11 protein-coding genes and 1 pseudogene are annotated in these 17,595 nt (G+C 62.4%); 10 read left to right on the top strand and 2 right to left on the bottom strand.

The window, feature by feature from the left end:
* Positions 1-37: 37 nt before the first annotated feature.
* Together HND91_RS19505 and HND91_RS19500 are read left to right on the top strand one after the other, a co-directional pair.
* Positions 38-1,495 (top strand): site-specific integrase, encoded by a 1,458-nt coding sequence (locus tag HND91_RS19505; protein ID WP_181708284.1) that lies wholly within the window; start codon positions 38-40, stop codon positions 1,493-1,495.
* Between the two features lie 1,049 nt (positions 1,496-2,544).
* Entirely contained in the window at positions 2,545-4,689 is a 2,145-nt protein-coding gene (locus tag HND91_RS19500) for a PAS domain S-box protein (RefSeq protein ID WP_181708283.1), read from the top strand.
* On the opposite strand, the gene HND91_RS19495 is transcribed toward HND91_RS19500, so the two are convergent.
* Complete coding sequence (locus HND91_RS19495) at positions 4,620-6,797, bottom strand: glycogen debranching N-terminal domain-containing protein (protein ID WP_181708282.1); 2,178 nt, start codon at positions 6,795-6,797, stop codon at positions 4,620-4,622. The two genes, HND91_RS19500 and HND91_RS19495, sit on opposite strands and share 70 nt — an antisense overlap.
* A gap of 12 nt (positions 6,798-6,809) precedes the next feature.
* The gene (locus HND91_RS19490) at positions 6,810-7,907 is read right to left on the bottom strand and encodes a glycosyltransferase family 4 protein (RefSeq protein ID WP_181708281.1); all 1,098 of its coding nucleotides are present in this window, start codon (positions 7,905-7,907) and stop codon (positions 6,810-6,812) included.
* Between the two features lie 627 nt (positions 7,908-8,534).
* Here HND91_RS19490 and HND91_RS19485 point away from each other — a divergent pair.
* From HND91_RS19485 to HND91_RS19450, 8 genes and pseudogenes are all read left to right on the top strand, one after another.
* Positions 8,535-9,041, top strand: a pseudogene (locus tag HND91_RS19485) (type 1 glutamine amidotransferase domain-containing protein).
* Positions 9,042-9,339: 298 nt separating this feature from the next.
* Positions 9,340-10,026 carry a TMEM175 family protein gene (locus HND91_RS19480; RefSeq protein WP_181708280.1) on the top strand — a complete coding sequence of 229 codons (687 nt, stop codon included), beginning with the start codon at positions 9,340-9,342 and terminating at the stop codon, positions 10,024-10,026.
* Between the two features lie 589 nt (positions 10,027-10,615).
* Positions 10,616-11,791: a zinc-dependent alcohol dehydrogenase gene (locus tag HND91_RS19475; protein ID WP_181708279.1), complete on the top strand. Its 1,176-nt coding sequence runs from the start codon at positions 10,616-10,618 to the stop codon at positions 11,789-11,791.
* Between the two features lie 23 nt (positions 11,792-11,814).
* Positions 11,815-12,402: a hypothetical protein gene (locus tag HND91_RS19470; RefSeq protein ID WP_181708278.1), complete on the top strand. Its 588-nt coding sequence runs from the start codon at positions 11,815-11,817 to the stop codon at positions 12,400-12,402.
* Between the two features lie 623 nt (positions 12,403-13,025).
* Positions 13,026-14,003: a GlxA family transcriptional regulator gene (locus tag HND91_RS19465; protein WP_181708277.1), complete on the top strand. Its 978-nt coding sequence runs from the start codon at positions 13,026-13,028 to the stop codon at positions 14,001-14,003.
* 121 nt (positions 14,004-14,124) lie between these two features.
* Entirely contained in the window at positions 14,125-15,834 is a 1,710-nt protein-coding gene (locus tag HND91_RS19460) for a putative bifunctional diguanylate cyclase/phosphodiesterase (RefSeq protein WP_246329588.1), read from the top strand.
* Between the two features lie 75 nt (positions 15,835-15,909).
* Positions 15,910-17,196 (top strand): EAL domain-containing protein, encoded by a 1,287-nt coding sequence (locus HND91_RS19455; RefSeq protein ID WP_181708275.1) that lies wholly within the window; start codon positions 15,910-15,912, stop codon positions 17,194-17,196.
* Between the two features lie 154 nt (positions 17,197-17,350).
* Complete coding sequence (locus tag HND91_RS19450) at positions 17,351-17,566, top strand: hypothetical protein (protein ID WP_181708274.1); 216 nt, start codon at positions 17,351-17,353, stop codon at positions 17,564-17,566.
* Positions 17,567-17,595: the final 29 nt, after the last annotated feature.

The raw sequence follows: 17,595 nt of genomic DNA, 5'->3' as shown, positions 1-17,595 counted from the left end.
TACACTCACGTGCTACAGGTAGGCTGGAATGGGCCGCATGAAGTATGTCCAGCGCCGGGCAAACCGGTTTGAGTTTCGGTTCCCCTTCCCCGACGACATTGCTGGTAAGCTCGTGCCTGTGCCATGGCCGGACGGGGTGGCTCCAGCGGTGAATACCAAATGCGGCCGATTCAAAACCGAGCTCGTCCGCTCGCTCGGGACCAACGATGTCAAGGCAGCCGAGCGCTCCGTTCTGCTTCATATCGCAGAGGCTCATGCTCTCGTCGACTTGGCACGGGCGCTTTTGGCTAGAGGTCCCGCCTCAAGTCTCCGCAATGACGAAGTGGCTAGCGCCGTCCAAAGCTTCGAAGCTGCGATTTTGCGCGGCGATGAGACACTTCGTACCGTTGGCATCGGATTAAACCTGAGGCGGCCTGGAGGATCAAAGCGTCACGACGGTTTGGGGATGACAGACGACGATCTCTCCCTTTATCAAAAACTGATCGAGTACCTCGACAAGGACGTCCGCTCGCAGCTTGCTCGAATGCGTCCAGGTGACCAGGTTGGGTTCATCGTAAACAAGGCAATGCATGAGCGCGGTGTTGTCCTTCACCCAGACGATCCCGCCTGGCGGCAGCTCGAGGTCGAGTTTCTGAAGGCGCAGCGCCGAGCGATAGACGGCATCAAGCAGCGACTGGCCGGGGAGGAAGTGCCAACCCCTCGTGTCGAGGAGAGCCCGAGCAGGCCTGGCGTAACACTCCGACAAGTTTTCGAACGTTGGGCCAATGGTGGTGGGCGGGGCGCTCGTAAGCCATCCGAAGGGGCAATCAACGAAGCTCGGCGATCGGTTGACCGCTTTGTCGAGCTCTACGATGACCTGCCCATCAGTGTAATTACCAAAGCGCATGGTCGCGCTTTCCGGGATGCTCTCGCACAGCTTCCTGCGCGGCTCCCCGACAATTTCCGCCGCCTGCCGCTCCCTGATCTTTTGAAGTGTGACCTGAATCGTTACCCGAGGCGCAGTGCTCAAACTGTCAACAAGACCCTCGCCCTCCTCGGCGGCATCCTGGCTCGGGCTGATAAGGACGGGTATTTCGAAGTCCTTGCGTCCTGGAGCAACCCCTTCCATGTCGGGTTCGAGATCGCCCTCTCGGAGCGCGAACCTTACGAACCCTTTAGTGCCGACGAACTGCGAAAGCTGTTCGCCTCGCCGGTATTCGTGCATGGAACTCGTCCGCTCGGTGGGCGAGGCGAGGCCGCCTACTGGCTGCCGTTGATCGCTCTTTATAGCGGTGCACGTCGGACCGAGATAGCCCAGCTACGGATCCGGGACCTTCGTCAGGGCGAGAATGGAATTTGGTTTTTCGACTTCACCGATGAGGGACATGAGCAGTCACTCAAAACCGCCTCGTCAGTCCGCTCTGTCCCGGTTCATCGTGAGTTGATCCGGCTCGGCCTCTTGCCCAGCAAAAACTTTCCACTCGTTTCGACATACCTTCAAACGCGCGTGTCGTGAGGCGCATATAGCCGAGGAGGTTCATCAAGCGCTGACCGGACACGCTGGCGGCGGGGTCGGGAGGCGCTATGGTCGGGAGCGCCGAACGGACGGCTCACTCGACTGCGGCATTCCCCTCAAGCGACTAAAAGACGAAATCGACAAGATTGTTTAAACGTATACATCTACGGAACCAGCGCCTAGATCCGCTCCCTAGAGGAGACGGCGGCCAGCTCTGTTTCTCCCTGTTTTTACGACGCTTTTTTGTGCTCGATGGAGCAGGAATGTAGCACGCCCATGGACCAGTGACCAGCGCCGTCCTACGCGCGGTAGCCGCAGCGACTACCCTCTTCGCTTGGCGTGATAAGCCTGGGCCGCTTGCGCCACCAGATCCCGTACGGAAGCATGTCCTTCGGCCTTGACCGCGCAAAGGTTCATTGCTTGGCCCGACAAGCTACAGCCGGAGCTGACCCACTTCGCACTCGAATACCAGAAGATGGCGGCCCTTTCAGCCAATCCTCACGCAATGTCGATCGGCTCCGCAACCCCGATTAGCTCCGCCGATTGACCTATGCTCCACCTGTGCACGCTTGCGCATAATCCGGTGTGCCTCTGCTCGCCGCTAAATGAAGGTTCGATGGCAGGTCAATCGCACTCAAAATGCGGCATGCTCGCAAGGGCATCGGGGGTTCGAATCCCTCTCTCTCTCCGCCGTTATTTGAGCTTAAGCTGCTGTATTTGCGCCGGTTAAAGCGTTTGAAACTTTTGTTGCCTAGTCTTTACCCCAACGCCGATTTGGCATCCAGAACCCAACGGTAGAGCGCTTTGCATGGCGATCTGTCGCTCGTTCAAGCCGGTCGTCTGCTAATGACCCGAAGCGGACATCAACCGACTAACTCTCTCGCCGATTGCCGTCACCGCGAGGATGATGACCTAAGCCCGAGCGATTGACCCACACGAATAATCGTTCAAGAATGGTCGCAACATGACGGTGGCGACAGTATCGCTGCCCTCACCGTTTAGCCGCTGTTCCATCTCCCCTGACCTGGAACACAGGGGTCAGTTCCTACTTGGGCGAGTACGATGCCTTTCCAGAAAAGGAAATGGCCATGGCGGAAACTTTCCCTGGTGGCGGGGTCATGGGCAACCGCGTGCGGACGCACAATTGGGCGGCGACATCGCTCGGATCGATCGAGACCTGGCCTCAGTCGCTCCGCACCACGTTGAGCATCATGTTGAACTCCGCTTTTCCCACCTACGTGGCCTGGGGGCCGGAACTCACCAGCTTCTACAATGATGCCTACCTCCCGATCTTGGGGAACAAGCCGGACAGCCTTGGCCGGCCGTTCGCCGAGGTCTGGTCGGAGGTCTGGCACGTCATTGGGCCGATCACCGAGCGCGCGATGATGGGCGAAGCCAGCTATTTTGAGGATCTGCCGCTGACCCTCATGCGCCGCGGCTTCCCGGAGGAGACGTGGTTCTCGTTCGCCTACAGCCCCATTCGGGACGAGACCGGAGGGATCGGCGGGATTTTGTGCACCGTTCACGAGACGACGAAGCGTGTTCATACCGAGACCGCTCTCCGCCGGAGCGAGGCACGGTTACAGGCCGTCGTCGATCTCGTCGCCGTCTCGCCCTACACCTGGAATTTGGCGACCGGCGAGCTGGACTGGGATGCCCGCGCTCGGGCGATGTGGGGCTTGTCCCCGGAAACGCCCGTCACCCTGGACGTCTGGCTGGCCGGCATCCATCCCGAGGACCGACATCGCGTCGAGGCAAATCTCGCCCATTGCACCGATCCCGCCGGTGACGGCGTCTACCACATCGACTATCGCGTGTGGGGCAACGATGGCGTCGAGCGCTGGGTCTCCACGCACGGTCAGACCATGTTCGAGCAGGGCCGACCCGTCGCCTTCATCGGGGCTGCCTTGGACATCTCGGAGCGCAAGAGGGCCGAAGCGACCCTTCGGGAGAGCGAGGAACGATTCCGGCAATTCGCCGAGAATTCAGCCGACGTTCTCTGGATCCTCGACTTCGGATCCATGACCCTGGAGTATCTCAGCGCCGCGTTCGAACCGGTCTGGGGTGAACGGAGGGAGGATGTGCTCGGCAATCCCGACGTCTGGCGCTTGCTTCATCCGGACGATCGACAACGGGCGCACGGCGCGCTGGAACGTGTCAAGCTCGGCGAGACGAGCACCGGGGAGTTTCGGATCATCCGCCGAGACCAGGCTATCCGCTGGATCCGAAACACGTTCTTCCCGATCAGGGATCAACAAGGGCGAATCTGCCGGGCCGGCGGCATCGCCCAAGACATCACGCGCCTGGACGGGCTGTTCGTCTACATCGTCGATCGCCCAGAGGTCGGCCGACAGAACATCTCCAATATCCTTCGCCACGCCGGCTACAAAGTCCAGGTTTTCTCTTCCGATAAGTCTTTTCTAGAAGCAGCACCTGCACTCGCGCCAGGGTGCGTCCTCCTGGAGATCCACCGCTCGGATGCGGACGGTCCGTTTCTCCTCAGGGAGCTCCGATCCAGGCGAATCGACCTTCCGGTTCTCGTCGTGGGGAACGCCGAGGGCGACGTGACCTTCGCGGTCGAGGTCATGAAGGCCGGTGCGGCGGACTTCCTTCCCGTTCCCTATGACATCGGTCATTTGTTGACCGCCGTCGCATCCGCCGCGGCCAGCCCGGCCGAAGACGGCCAACAGAGCGACGAAGCTCGCCGGGCGCGGCGGCGCATTGCCGAGATGTCAGACCGCGAGCGCGACGTTCTGGTGGGCCTTCTCGCCGGCAAGACGAATAAAAAAGGAGATCGCGCGGGACATCGGCCTCAGTCCTCGAACGGTAGAGACGCATCGGGCTCACGTCATGCAAAGGCTGGGCGTGTCGACCCTCTCGCAGGCAGTCCTGGTCGCAGCCTCATCCGGATTCCACGCCGCTTAGGGCAGGACCCCGTCAAAGAGGCCGGCTTGCGTCGTCGGGCTTTCGCTTTGCCCAGGGTTTTACCGGGGCGCTTGTGCCTGCCTAGAGATGCTTCGATTCGACGGTCTCGCCCACATGGCCAAAGTTTGGTGGCTGACCTCTTGCTTCAGCTTGGCATTCTTTTCCACCAGTTACTTCGGCCTCCGGATCTCTCAGCCAATCACTTCGTGACCAGCACGCGTGCAGATCCCTGTCGGTCGCGCACATGGACCGCGACGTCGCTCATGTAGCGCCGGAGTTCGACGCAGGCGCGGGAGTCGCCGAGCGTGAGATTCTCCAGCGTGATGGCCTGGAGAAAGTCGGGCATCGTTGGATCCTCGAACAGGATCTCGTTCTCGGGATGCCGCAGTTGCAGGCCAAGGCACGCGCCGAGCGCTCCGAAGACGGAGGCTGCCGCCCAGGCCTGCGGTGCGCAAGCGACCGGATACGCGGTCGGGCCGCGATAGGGCTTGCGCTGGAATCCGCAGAAAAGCTCGGGCAGGCGCATCGCGTCCTGATGCGTCGCTGCGCCGAAGAGCGCTCCCAGGATCCGCTGTGCCGCATCCATGAACCCGTAGCGGGTAAAACCCATCGCGATGATCGCGTTGTCGTGGGGCCAGACGGAGCCGTTGTGGTACGAGACAGGATTGTAGCGCGCTTCGGTCGAAGCCAGCGTGCGGATGCCCCAGCCGCTGAACGCCGAGGGGCGCATCAGGCCTTCCGAGACACGGGCCGCGCGCTCCGGGGCGGCTATCCCGGCAAAGAGGGCGTGCCCGGCATTCGAGGTGCGGACACGACAGGGGTGCTTGTCTCCGTCGAGCGCGAGGGCGTAGGTACCAAGCTCCTCGCACCAGAAGGCCCGTTCGAAGCGCACGCGGATCTCCTCCGCCTCGTCGCGAAAGCGTCGCGCCTCGGCGGGCATCCCGAGCGCCTCGGCGAGAGTCGCGGCTGAACGCTTCGCGGCGAAGACATAGGCCTGGACCTCGCAGAGCGCGATGGGCCCTGATGCCATCGTCCCGTCGGCATGGAAGACCGCGTCGTGCGAATCCTTCCAGCCCTGGTTGGCGAGACCGCTCTCGGTCTCCCGCTGGTACTCGACGAAGCCGTCGCCGTCGCGGTCGCCATAGGTGTCGATCCAACTGAGCGCGGCCTCGACATTGGGCCAAAGGCGCCCGATCGTCTCACGATCGCCGGTCCGTTCGAAGTATTGCCCGGCGAGCATCACGAAGAGCGGCGTCGCGTCCACCGAGCCGTAGTAGCGCCTGAACGGCACCTCGCCGGCGTTCGCCATCTCGCCGTGTCTAATCTCGTGCATGATCTTGCCGGGCTCCGCGTCGGCGGCGCGGTTGAACCCCGTCGCCTGAAGCGCCGCGAGGTTTTCCAGGACCCCCCGCGCAAGACTCGGGTCCATCCAGGCGAAGAGCAACGCCGTGATGATGCCGTCCCGCCCGAACATCGTGCTGAACCAGGGGATGCCCGCATAGGGATAGGGGCCGAGCGGCGTCGCCGTGGTGACCGTATAGACGTCGGATCGAGCCCGTCCGAGCACCTCGTCGAAAAGTTCGTTCGATGTCGAGATCCGTGCCGCGCCGGCGCAGAGAGCGCGCCGCTCCCGTCGTACGCCGTGCAAACCCACGAGGAAGCGCTCGGGTTCCGGCAATGTCTGCTCGCCGCAGGCAACGTCCACGAACAGCACCGTTTCTTCGCCGGGCGCCAGTTCCACAGTCCAGGAAGCCCGATCGACCGTCAGGCGGGCGAGTTCCGGGCTGAAAGTGATCGCCGTTGCCCGCTCGATGCCGTCAAGCCCGGCATAGGCGAACTCCACCGCGGCGCGGTCGACAACACGGGCCGAGGTCTTGCCGCGGGCGCGGCGCTTCATCCCGCGCACCTCGAAGAGGTCTCGAAAGTCGGACCCGAACAGGACGTCCATCCCGAACCGGGCGCGCGCACTTCCGTAGTTGCGGATCTTGATCCGCTCGTAGGCGACGGCGCGACGAATGAACCGCGTGCGTTCGATCGCGATCGTGTCGTGGGGGACCGGTTCGCCCGTTACGACGAGGTCGGGATTCGTGAGGTCGATCGCGAGCGCCGGCTTGTCCTGATGCACTGATGCACTCAGAAGAACCAGCCGCTGGCCCTCGATCCTCAGCTCGAAACGGGACAGGTAGCGCGTGTCCTTGTAAAAGAGCCCTTCCGCCGTGCCGGGCATGGCGCCGATGTTCCCGCAGCAGTCGAGCACCACAAAGGCTTCGCCGTGCTTGAGGCTGTATTGCGGTCGATCGACGACGGAGGTCTGCGACGCGATCTCTTGCTCCGACCAGACGTTGCGGTCCCCGTCGGGCTGTGGGTGCTCTGTCACCTTGCTCTCCACCTACTTGCCGACCCGGAGCGCCGTTTCCGGGAAATGCGGTGGTTGTACCTGTGGAAAACGGAGGGAAGTCTCCGCGCCGCCGAGAAGCCGGTCGTAGAGGCGGACATAATCGTCTGCCATGCGCCCCGCCGTGAACCGCTTGTCGAATTGCTGCCGGACGCGGGCGCGTGGCAGGGCTATCGCCTGTTCGACAGCCTCGACCGCCCCGGCCAGGGAGTCCACGATCAGGCCGGTAACGCATATATCGACGATCTCCGGAACCGACCCGGCTCGCCACGCGATCACGGGCGTGCCGGCCGCCATAGCTTCGATCATCACAAGGCCGAACGGCTCCGGCCAGTCGATCGGGAACAGGAGCGCGAGCGCGTTGCCGAGGAACTCGCCCTTCTCGTGGTCGCCGATCTCGCCGACGAACTCCACGAGGGGGTTGTCCAGCAATGGCTGGATCACCTCCCGAAAGTATGCCTGGTCGGCGCTGTCGATCTTCGCGGCGATCTTGAGGGGAATACCGGCTCGCGTCGCGATCTCGATAGCCCGGTCGGGACGCTTCTCGGGCGCGATGCGTCCCAGGAACGCGAGGTAGTCGCCACCGCGCGCGATGAACGGAGCCGCCGAAGTCGGAAGGCCATGGTAGATCGTGTCCACCCAGTTCGTGCCAAGTGGCGCGAACACCCGCTGGTTGTTTGAGATCGAGACTAGGGGCATCTCGGGAAATGTGCGGTAGACGGGGGCGGAATCCGGCAGATCCATCCGACCGTGCGCTGTTGTGAGCCGCGCCTGCGAGGAGGATCGAAACACCGAGAACTGCAGGAGGTCGATGTGGAAGTGGATGACATCGAACTCGGCTTCACGACGGCGCACATCTTCCAGCATCGCCAGGTGACTCGCTGTCGGATCCCTGATCCCGGCAAGTCGCAGGCCCCACGGCACGCAGGCGACGAGCTCGGCCGCCGTCTCGGAGTCGCCGCTTGCAAAGAGCGTCACCTCATGACCGCGCTCGACGAGTTCCTCGGTCAACCATGAGACCACCCGTTCAGTCCCGCCGTAGCGTCGTGGAGGCACTCCCTCCGCGAGAGGAGCGATCTGCGCGATACGCATGAGCTTCATCTCCCTGGTCTGGAGAAAAGAAACGGAACGAACCCGGCGTCGTTCCTGGGGCTTCTCCCTGAGGGAAAATCCGTATTCTGAGCTGAACCGACCGGGAAATATGCGTCCGGCCCAGCGGTGTTCCGCGGCACGGGGCCTTTCGCGACTCGCGCCCTCGGACGAGTTGCTGCTGGTCTGAGGTTCGCGCCGGCTCGGGCGGCAGCTTGCCAGCCCCGTCATTCAGAAGACAGGCGGGCGAGAGATTCCCCATCTCCCCAGCGTCGGCATCGTGGAGAGCAGCACAAGGGGCGCGCTACAGGGTCGCCATGCCGCTCGGACTGCCAAGACCCGGCCGCAATCGCCCGGCACGTGGGTTTCCTGAGGGACCACCCAGGGAACGTCCCCTTGCCCGGTCAGTTTCCGGGTTCACCAGCTACGCTCGGCCAGGGATACTGTAGACGAGCAGAGCGGGCGGAGACATGCACAAGATTGGAATGCCGATGGCCTCGATCGGCCACCCTAAGGGGGGCGCGAGGCGCACTCCGGCCAGTGCGCGGGTGGTGACGACGCATAGTCGGGCCGCCTTACCGGGTGCGGAAGCGCAGCACTGAACATTGCAGGAAGTCAGGAGACAGGACCATGGCAGATGCTCCCCTCGACGGCCTCAGAGTCGCGATCTTGGTAACTGACGGCTTCGAGCAGGTCGAACTCACGGAACCGCGCAAGGCACTCGACGCGGCTGGTGCGCGCACCCGGATCGTCTCGCCGAAGACCGACCGCGTGAAGGGTTGGAACTTCACCGACTGGGGCAAGGAGCTGCCGGTCGATGTTCCGCTCGCCGAGGCGCGGCCGGAGGAATTCGACGCGATCCTCCTGCCCGGCGGCGGCATTAATCCGGACACGCTCCGCATGAACGCAGATGCCATCGCCTTCGCTCAAGCCTTTTTCGACGCCGGCAAGCCCGTCGCCTCGATCTGACATGGGCCCTGGACGCTCATCGAGACGGGGCGAATCCGGGGCCGTAGCATGACCCCCTGGCCATCGCTCCAGACCAACCTTCTGAATGCTGGCGTAGAGTGGCAGGACCGCGAGACGGTGATCGATGGCAACCTTCTGACGAGCCGCAAGCCGGACCGGGTACCTTGAAACAGTCCGTGTCCGCATCGGATGTCGCTGACTTCCTTCGGAGCGGACTGCCGTTGGTCCAAGAGGAACCGGCAACGATCGCGTGGTTCGCCATTCGGATGGGTCCTTCGACGTTCGGAATTTTCGACGCTTTCCCGGACGAAGCGGGACGGCAGGCGAACCGAGCCGGCAAGGTCGCAGCGGCATTGAAGGAGCGAGGCGCCGAGCTCTTGGCCGCGCCGCCCACAATCAAGCAAGTCGAGGTTCTGGTGGCGAAGTTGTCTAGCAGGTCGCCTGCATAGGTCTGGAGGAATGGTGGATGGCGCAGTCCAAGGAGGTGAAAACCGCGGGCGCGGAGCGCGGGCTCAGCCGCTTCGAGGGCTTCAGCGACGCGGTCTTCGCAATCATCCTCACCCTACTGTTCGTCGAGATCAAAGTCCCGGGATCCCCGCAAGGGCCGCAGGGCTACACTGACCTCGCCCGGGCCATGGCCGAGCAGTGGCGCGAACATCTCGCCCTGATCGTCTGCTACAGCGTGATCGGCGCATACTGGTTGCAGCACCACTATTCGGGCCGCATCTACGCCCGAAGCGATCACTGGTTCGGCGCGATCAACCTTATGTTCCTGTTCGCCGTTGGCCTCGTCCCATACCCGATCCGCGCCTGGAGCTTTCATCTTGGTACGCGATTCGAGGGCACGGCATCGGTGACCCTGGTCGCCGGACTCGCCTTGATCGCCTGCACCTGGATGTTCAAATGGTTCTACGCAAAGCCGGGCCGGCGGGTGATGGACGAACGCCTCGCGCCCGATTTCCTGGGGCAGATGACGCGCCGCTACGGGGTTGCTACGCTGATCCAGATCGCCGTCGTTCCTGTCGCCGTCCTCGCGCCGCGTGTCGGGGTCGCCATTGCACTGGCGTGCGTCGCCTTTTTCCTGCTGCCGCAACCCAAGCCGCGCTACAAGCCGGGCGAGGAGCCGAGCACGGAGGACGCATCCGGCCGCTAGCTGCTTGCGCGTGCTGCTCATCCTTCTCGATGAATGCCGCGACGTTCTGGTGACGATCGCGAGCCGAAGGTTCGCCGTGGCCGGCGCCAGTCTCTCGATCCACCAGAGCGAAGTGCGTGCGGAGTACACCGACCGGGAGCTCCAGCTTACCGCCTCCCTCAAGTTGCCAGACCTGAAAGACAAACTCGAAACGAGGCTGCTGCTCTTGCGACGGTGCCTTCTGGAAAAGAATGCACCAGTCGCTTTGGAGAGACTCGGGCGCGGGCACCTGCGGCTCGTGATCAATGGACCGCCTAACCTGGAATGGCGTCGTGATCTGAGACCCCGATGAAAGCGCCGGCTCGCCCTGTCGATCTTTGCTCACGTTTAAGCTTCTACCTAGGAGTGCTTAATCCTGCGGAGCGTCGGCCAGCGGCCAGACCCTGCATCGAAGCGGTATGTCCCTCAGGGTTCACCCGCGGCACATCCTCACATCCTGGAAGGTTAGAGCATCAAGTCCTGACGAGCATTCCCTCAGAGACCCGCCCTTGAAGCATCCGGTTCATGATGGGCCGGCTCCGCATCCTCCAGCTAGAGGAAAATGTCCCCCATGCGAGCACTTGTTTGGCACGGCAAGGAAGATATCCGTTGCGATACAGTTTCCGATCCTGAGATTGAGAACCCTCGCGATGCGATTATCAAGGTGACGAGCTGCGCGATCTGCGGGTCCGATCTCCACCTCTTCCATGACCTCATCCCCGCCATGTTGCCCGGCGACATCATGGGCCACGAGACCATGGGCGAAGTCGTCGAGGTCGGCAGCGTCGCCAAAGGCAAGCTCAACAAGGGTGATCGCGTTGTCATCCCCTTCACCATCCAATGCGGCGAATGCGACCAATGCCGCCGCGGCAACTTCTCCCTGTGCCAGCGGTCGAACCGCAAGGGCGACCTCGGCGACAAGGCCTTCGGCCACAGGACGGCGGGTCTGTTCGGCTATACCCACCTCACCGGCGGATACCCCGGGGGGCAGGCCGAGTATCTGCGGGTTCCCTTCGCGGATACGACGCACATCAAGGTGCCCGATGGGATCGAAGATGAGAAGCTCCTCTTCCTCTCCGACATCCTGCCGACCGGCTGGCAGGCGGCGGTGCAGGCCGACATCCAGCCCGGCGACACCGTCGCGGTCTGGGGCTGCGGCCCCGTCGGCCAGATGACGATCCGCTCGGCGATCCTGCTTGGCGCCGAACAGGTCATTGCCATCGACCACTTGCCGGAGCGTCTCTCGATGGCAAAGGCCGCCGGCGCTATCACCATCAATTTCGAGCAGGAGAGCGTCGTCGCCAGATTGAACGAACTCACCAAAGGCGAAGGGCCGCACAAGTGCATCGACGCAGTGGGTTCCGAGAGCCACGTCAATCCAGGTCAGCCGGACACGCTGCTCGACCGCGCCAAGCAGATGATGATGCTCGAGAACGACCGGCCGCATGTGCTGAGAGAGATGATCTACGTCTGCCGACCCGCCGGCGTTATCTCGATCATCGGCGTCTACACGGGGCTTGTCGACAAGATCCCGATGGGACAGGCGATGAACAAGGGCCTGACCTTCCGGATGGCCCAGGCGCATGTGCCGCGCTGGACCGGCGACCTCCTGCACCGGATCGAAGACGGTCAGATCGACCCCTCTTTCGTGATCACCCACAAGGTCAATCTGTCCGACGGGCCCGAGATGTACCGCACGTTCCGAGACAAAGCGGACAGCTGCATCAAGGTCATGCTGCGGCCTTAGAACCCATTTGAAGAGGTACGACCATGCCGCTCACCAATATCACTCACATCGCGCGATCCCACGGAGATCCCTGGGTCCTGCGCAAGGGCCCGAGTAGTCTCACGAGCGCGGACCAACTGGCGCGCGCGCTCGGCTGGTTCTCAATCGGGCTCGGCGTCGTCGAACTGATAGCGCCGGGCCGGATTGCGCGCACGCTCGGCCTCGAAGGCAAGGAAGGGACCATCCGCGCCTATGGCCTGCGCGAACTGGCGAGCGCCGTGCCCACGTTGTCGATAGACAAGCCGGTCGGTCTCGCCGCCCGCATAGCCGGCGACGCGCTCGACCTTGGAACCCTCTCAACGGCACTTCGACCGGACAACCCGAAGCGGAACAACGCAGCCGTCGCCACAGCGTTGGTGCTTGGAATCACGTTACTCGATATCGTCGCCTACGCTGGGGCCAAGGCCGTGCACAGCCGTGAGAGGGGGAAAAAGCGCGACTACTCCGACCGCGCCGGCCTGCCGAAAGGCCTGCAATCCTCGCGCGGCCTTGCCCGGAAGGATTTCAAGACCCCGCCTGACTACCGGGCGGAAGGCACGGTCGCCGACGCGCTTCCCGCCAAGGCGTCTTAGCAATGTTCGAATCGACCATCTCCCCGGTCGATGGATATCTCTGACCTCGCAAATAGCCGGAGCATTCTCTCGTCGGCCGGACTCGTGTCCCGGTTGGAGAATGCCCCGGTGCTAGCCGGATCGCGCAGGGACATCGCGTCATTCGAAAAGAGGGGCGGGTGGGCGGATGATGCTCTTCCTCGCTTGGAAAAGAGCACACTCGCCAATGAGCGACTCCAGGGATTCTCCGAGCGTCCGGAGAGGTCGCCCATGTCGAATCCAAACCCGGCGCTGCTCCTCGCCTCTACGAGTTCCCATCAGGGCATGAACCCTGCCCGTTCGAAATTAAGACAGTTCATAGTCACAAACGCCGCCTCCGACTTGTTTCGACCATCGCAGCTCAATGACGGACGCAGAAAGACTTCTCAAGATCAGCTCGGACAGGTACTCGTCAGCGAGGTGGAGATCTGGCAAGCCGCCTTTTGGAACTCTCTCGGGTTTCGCTGGAGACTAAAAATCCAAGACGACCCGCACACTCATCCTTCAGGTTCCCGATAAGACCTCCAGGCATTGAACGCTACAGTCTTGTGCCGGGCTCCATGATTTCGCTGACGAAGACGTTGACGGCAAGGTAAAGTGCGGTCATGCAGGTATGGATTTTCGTCCCCACCAATGTTCACTCGCTAGAGGTTGCCGGGCTTATGGACGTGTTTGCCGAGGCGAACACTCCCGCTGGACAGAGGTTCTACGACGTCAGGATTATTGCGGAGGAAACTCGCCCGATTTGCTGCGGGTCGGGGATGCGACTGCTGCCGGACTCAGATTACAAGGCCCTACCGGGTGCTCCCGACACTCTCCTCGTCGCCGGCAGCGTCGGCATACCTGATATACCGAACACGGGTGTTCTGGAGTGGTTGGCCCGCACGGGCCCCCGAGCTAGGCGCTTCGGGTCAGTCTGCACCGGGGCCTTCCTGCTGGGCGATGCCGGACTCCTCGATGGTCGCCGCGTCACGACGCACTGGCAATACGCTGCACTGCTGGCCGAGCGGTTCCCCGAAGCGATCGTCGACAGCGACCGCCTGTTCGTGCGAGACGACGTCCTGATCACGTCTGCCGGGTCAAGCGCCGCGATCGATCTGGGCCTTTCTCTCGTCGAGGAAGACCTCGGCCGAGCCGTTTCACTGTATGTCGCCCGTCGCCTGGTCGTCTATCTCAAGAGGCCCGGTGACCAGTCTCAGTTCAGCATACATCTCCTGGCGCAAGGCGCAGACCGGACCCGTCTCTACGACGTCCAACAGCATATCCTGAACCATCCTGCAGCCGATCTGTCCGTCAGTGCCCTGGCATCGGTCGCGGCCATGAGCGCACGCAATTTCACCCGGGTGTTCACGAAGGAAGTCGGGATCTCTCCCTCCGAATACGTCAACCTAGCGCGGATCGACGTGGCCCGAAGCCTGCTCGAAGGCACCAGTCTGTCCATTGGGACGATCGCGGCAAAGAGCGGTTTCGGGTCGGTGCGAGCCATGCGACGAGCCTTTCTCGCCCGGCTCGGCGCGACGCCCGCCGAGTACCGGGAGCGCTTCGAAAGTTCCGGAGACGGAGCACGTCCACCTTTGTCCTGAAACGACCCGAGATTGTCCCGAGCCGGTCCTGGACGCGCATTGACCCACCGGAGCGAACCGCGCCATTGCTTCGGTCATGAATGACGGCAAGAAACCCAGACCATCCCTTTCCGCGAAGCGCATGCCGAAGGTGCTCGGCAATGACATGGCTACGGAAACCAACCAACTTCTTCGCTCGACCCTCCCCACCCTGGTTGAGGAATTCTCCGACGGTGTGGCTGTCGCTCGCGTGCTTGGAGAGAATGCTCCCCTTCTCTACGTGAACAAAGCTTTCGAACGGCTGACGGGGTACGAGCGGCATGAGGCCCTCGGCAAGGACTGCCGGTACCTGCAAGGCAATGAGCGCGACCAACCTGAGATCGCGCTCATGAGCACCGCGATCAAGGCTGCCGAAGCGATCGACGTCACCTTGCGCAATCACCGGAAGGACGGATCGGTTTTCTGGAACAGTCTCAGCCTGAGACCGATCTCTGTGGGCGGCGAACTGCTCTATGTAGGCATCCTTCGCGACGTCACGACCATCAGGCAGACCGAGATCGCCCTGGAGCGCGCCGCGAACTTCGACGGTCCGACAGGGTGTCTCAACCGGCAATCTTTCTTGGTGGCCGCGGAACGGCGTGCCGCTATGCACCCCGGACCGGTGCTGTTCCTCAAGCTCGACGTCATAGGCTTCCACGACATCAATGCGGGATACGGTTTCGACATCGGGGATTCGCTGCTGCTTGAGACGGGTCGCCGACTGCGGGAGACCGGGGCGGCGCTGGTCGCCCGGGTCGGGGCGAACGAATTCGCTCTAACTTTCGAGTTGCAGGACGAATCAAATGCGCCGGCGATCGTGGAACGGGTGTCCGCTACTCTTTCACAAGATTTCGTGGTGCCGGGTGCGAACGCCTCCCTGAGGTTCGCGTTCGGCTTTGCAGTCGGCGATCCCGGCAGCAGTGCGGTTTCCGCGATCCGGAATGCCGGAACGGCACTTCATGCTGCCAAATCCGATCCGCTCAACGGGCCGCGGCGGTTCCAGCGTGCGGACGAGGAGGAGGCTCGCCGCCGCGTCCAGATGACCCGCGAACTCAGGGCGGCCATCAACAACGACGAGTTCACCCATCATTTCCAGCCTCAGATCGACCTCGCAACCGGGGAGTGGGTCGGGGCGGAGGCTCTCCTGAGGTGGAACCACTCTTTGTTTGGCAGCCAGCCCCCGGGCCGGTTCATCGACGCGGCCGAGAAGACCGGCCTGCTGCTGGATTTCACTGAGCGCGGGCTGATCGCCGTCGCGTCCTTTGCCCAACGCGTCAACGCGCACCGCGTCAGGCCGCTGAGGTTCTCGGTAAACGTGTCCGTCACCGAGTTCCTTCATCGCGACATTGCGGAAATTCTGAGCCGCGTTCTTCAACGAACAGGCGTTGAACCGTCGTGGCTTACGCTTGAGATCACCGAGAGCATGTTTCTCAACGAGACATCCAGTGTGTTGGAGGCTTTCCGCAGGGTACGCGATCTCGGCATCGGCCTCTCCGTGGACGACTTTGGAACGGGATACTCGAATTTCCGTCTGCTCGAAAAGTTTCCGATTACCGAAATCAAGATCGACCGGAGCTTCGTTGGCGAACTCACAGCGGGTCCCGCGAAGATGGTGATCGTCCGGGCCATGATCGATCTCGCGCGTGCGCTCGGCCTCTCGGTTGTGGCCGAAGGCGTAGAGACGGAGGCTCAACGCGCACTGCTCTCCGGAATAGGGTGCCCTTTCGGCCAAGGCTTCCTTTTCGGTGCTCCGGTCGATCGCGGCCGCTTCGAGGCAAGCCTCGGTGCGCAGTCGGATCCCTTCGGCAGTTAACAAGCGGTGAGACACGGCTCCTTTGGTAGTCAGGGCCGTTTGGCTGAGACGAAATGGCGAGCCGGAGAATAGAAGATGAACTTCTTGAGGCTTAGACTCGCTGAACTGTTTCGCCTGGTGTGGCGGATCTTCGCTGGCAGGAGCCCGCACCAAGACGAAGGCCCGCACCGATTGGAAATCGCCCCTGAAAAAATGGCAGCCGGACTTTGCTTGATTGCAGAGTCTCTCGGGTCTTCGGAGACAGCGGTTCTCGACGTCCTGCGGGAAGCGAGGATCGAGATCCGACGTGCGAACGATCAGTCGGATATACCGCGTCTCGTGAGCGAGCGGATGCCTGGCTTCGTGATCGCCAAGGCGGGACCGGATACCGCCCGGCTCGCCCGCGCGCTGCACGACGCCGGATACAAGGGGCCACTGCAGCCCGTCGGGAACGCCTCCTTACACGGCACACTGCCTCCGCCGGGGCTCCGCATCCTCCCGGCCATCGCCGGAGACGCCGTTTCCACCGAACTCTCCACCGTCCTCCGGGACGACGCGGTTTCTCGGTGCTCAAGCAACGGCGTGAACGTCGATCTGGGTCTGGCCATTCGCAAAGGATGGTTACAGTTCTGGTATCTGCCGAAGATCGATATGCTCCGAGGTCAGTTGCAGGGTGCCGAGTTGATTCCGCGGGTCCATCATCCCCGGTACGGCATCCTGGCGCATGACTGCTTTGAACGGGCCAGCCCTAACGATCTCAGGCTCCTCGGCTTTTCGGCGATTAAGGCGGCCGTGAAAGATTGGAAATCCTTTCTGCGCCTCGGCTTCAACATGGAGTTCGCGATCAACTTCCCGGTCGAAGTCTTTGATGGCCACGAGGTTGCCGCCGTCGTAGACGGCATCCGTCCGAGCCGGCGGTGCTGGAAAGGCCTGCGGATCGAACTTGATGCGGACATATTAGCGCCTAAACAAATCGAACTCGAAAATTTCAGGAAGACTGTCCGGGCAGAGCAGGTCACGCTCGTCCTCGACCGTGTCGTCAGCGCGGGGCAAATCGCTCAGATCAACAGTCACTTCACTGAGGCGAAGCTGAACGGCACGTTAATCGCGCGGTGTGCGGACGATCCGGAGAAGCAGAGTGAAATCCTGGCAATCCAGGCCGAAGCTGCACGAAAGAACGTTGCTCTCGTCGCCACAGGGGTAAGCCGCTTGGCCGACTTCGATTTCTTGAAGTCGAGTTGCGAGACGGTCCGATACGGCCAAGGGTTGGTATTCTCGCCGGAGGTTTCCAGGGCGCAGTTCATCCAATTGCTCCGGGCGCGCGCGCATCATCCACAGAGTGGTTCGATCACAAACGCCAGAAGTTCAAATCCTGGGCAATAAACTGCAGAGGCGCCAAGCCCGTTTCGCTCCGCACTGACTATAGCTCCAGATACTCCCACGGGCTACGTCTGAATGTTTTCGAGCGGAACCAATCCTCGATCTAACGCGCTGACATGTGAGGCGTCGCCCACAAATCACCGGCCGGGAGGAAATCATGGACCTCAGCGAGATCGCCTCCGAGATCCTTGATTTTCTTCAGGAGACCCATCGGCGGCCCGGCGCCCGGATCGCGATTTCCACTTTGGATCATCGCTTCGGTACCGATCCTGCAGTCGCGGCGGCCATCACGGAACTGCGCGTCGCAGGCTATTTGATCGCTCCGGACGCAGATACGGTCCAACTGACCGCGAAGGGCTTCGACGCGCTCTGATGCCGTGATTGCATTCCGGACGGGGAATG

It is taken from the genome of Chthonobacter rhizosphaerae, from assembly GCF_013839525.1.
Taxonomy (GTDB): Bacteria; Pseudomonadota; Alphaproteobacteria; order Rhizobiales; family Pleomorphomonadaceae; genus Chthonobacter; species Chthonobacter rhizosphaerae.
This window is presented reverse-complemented; position numbering and strand designations above follow the sequence as displayed.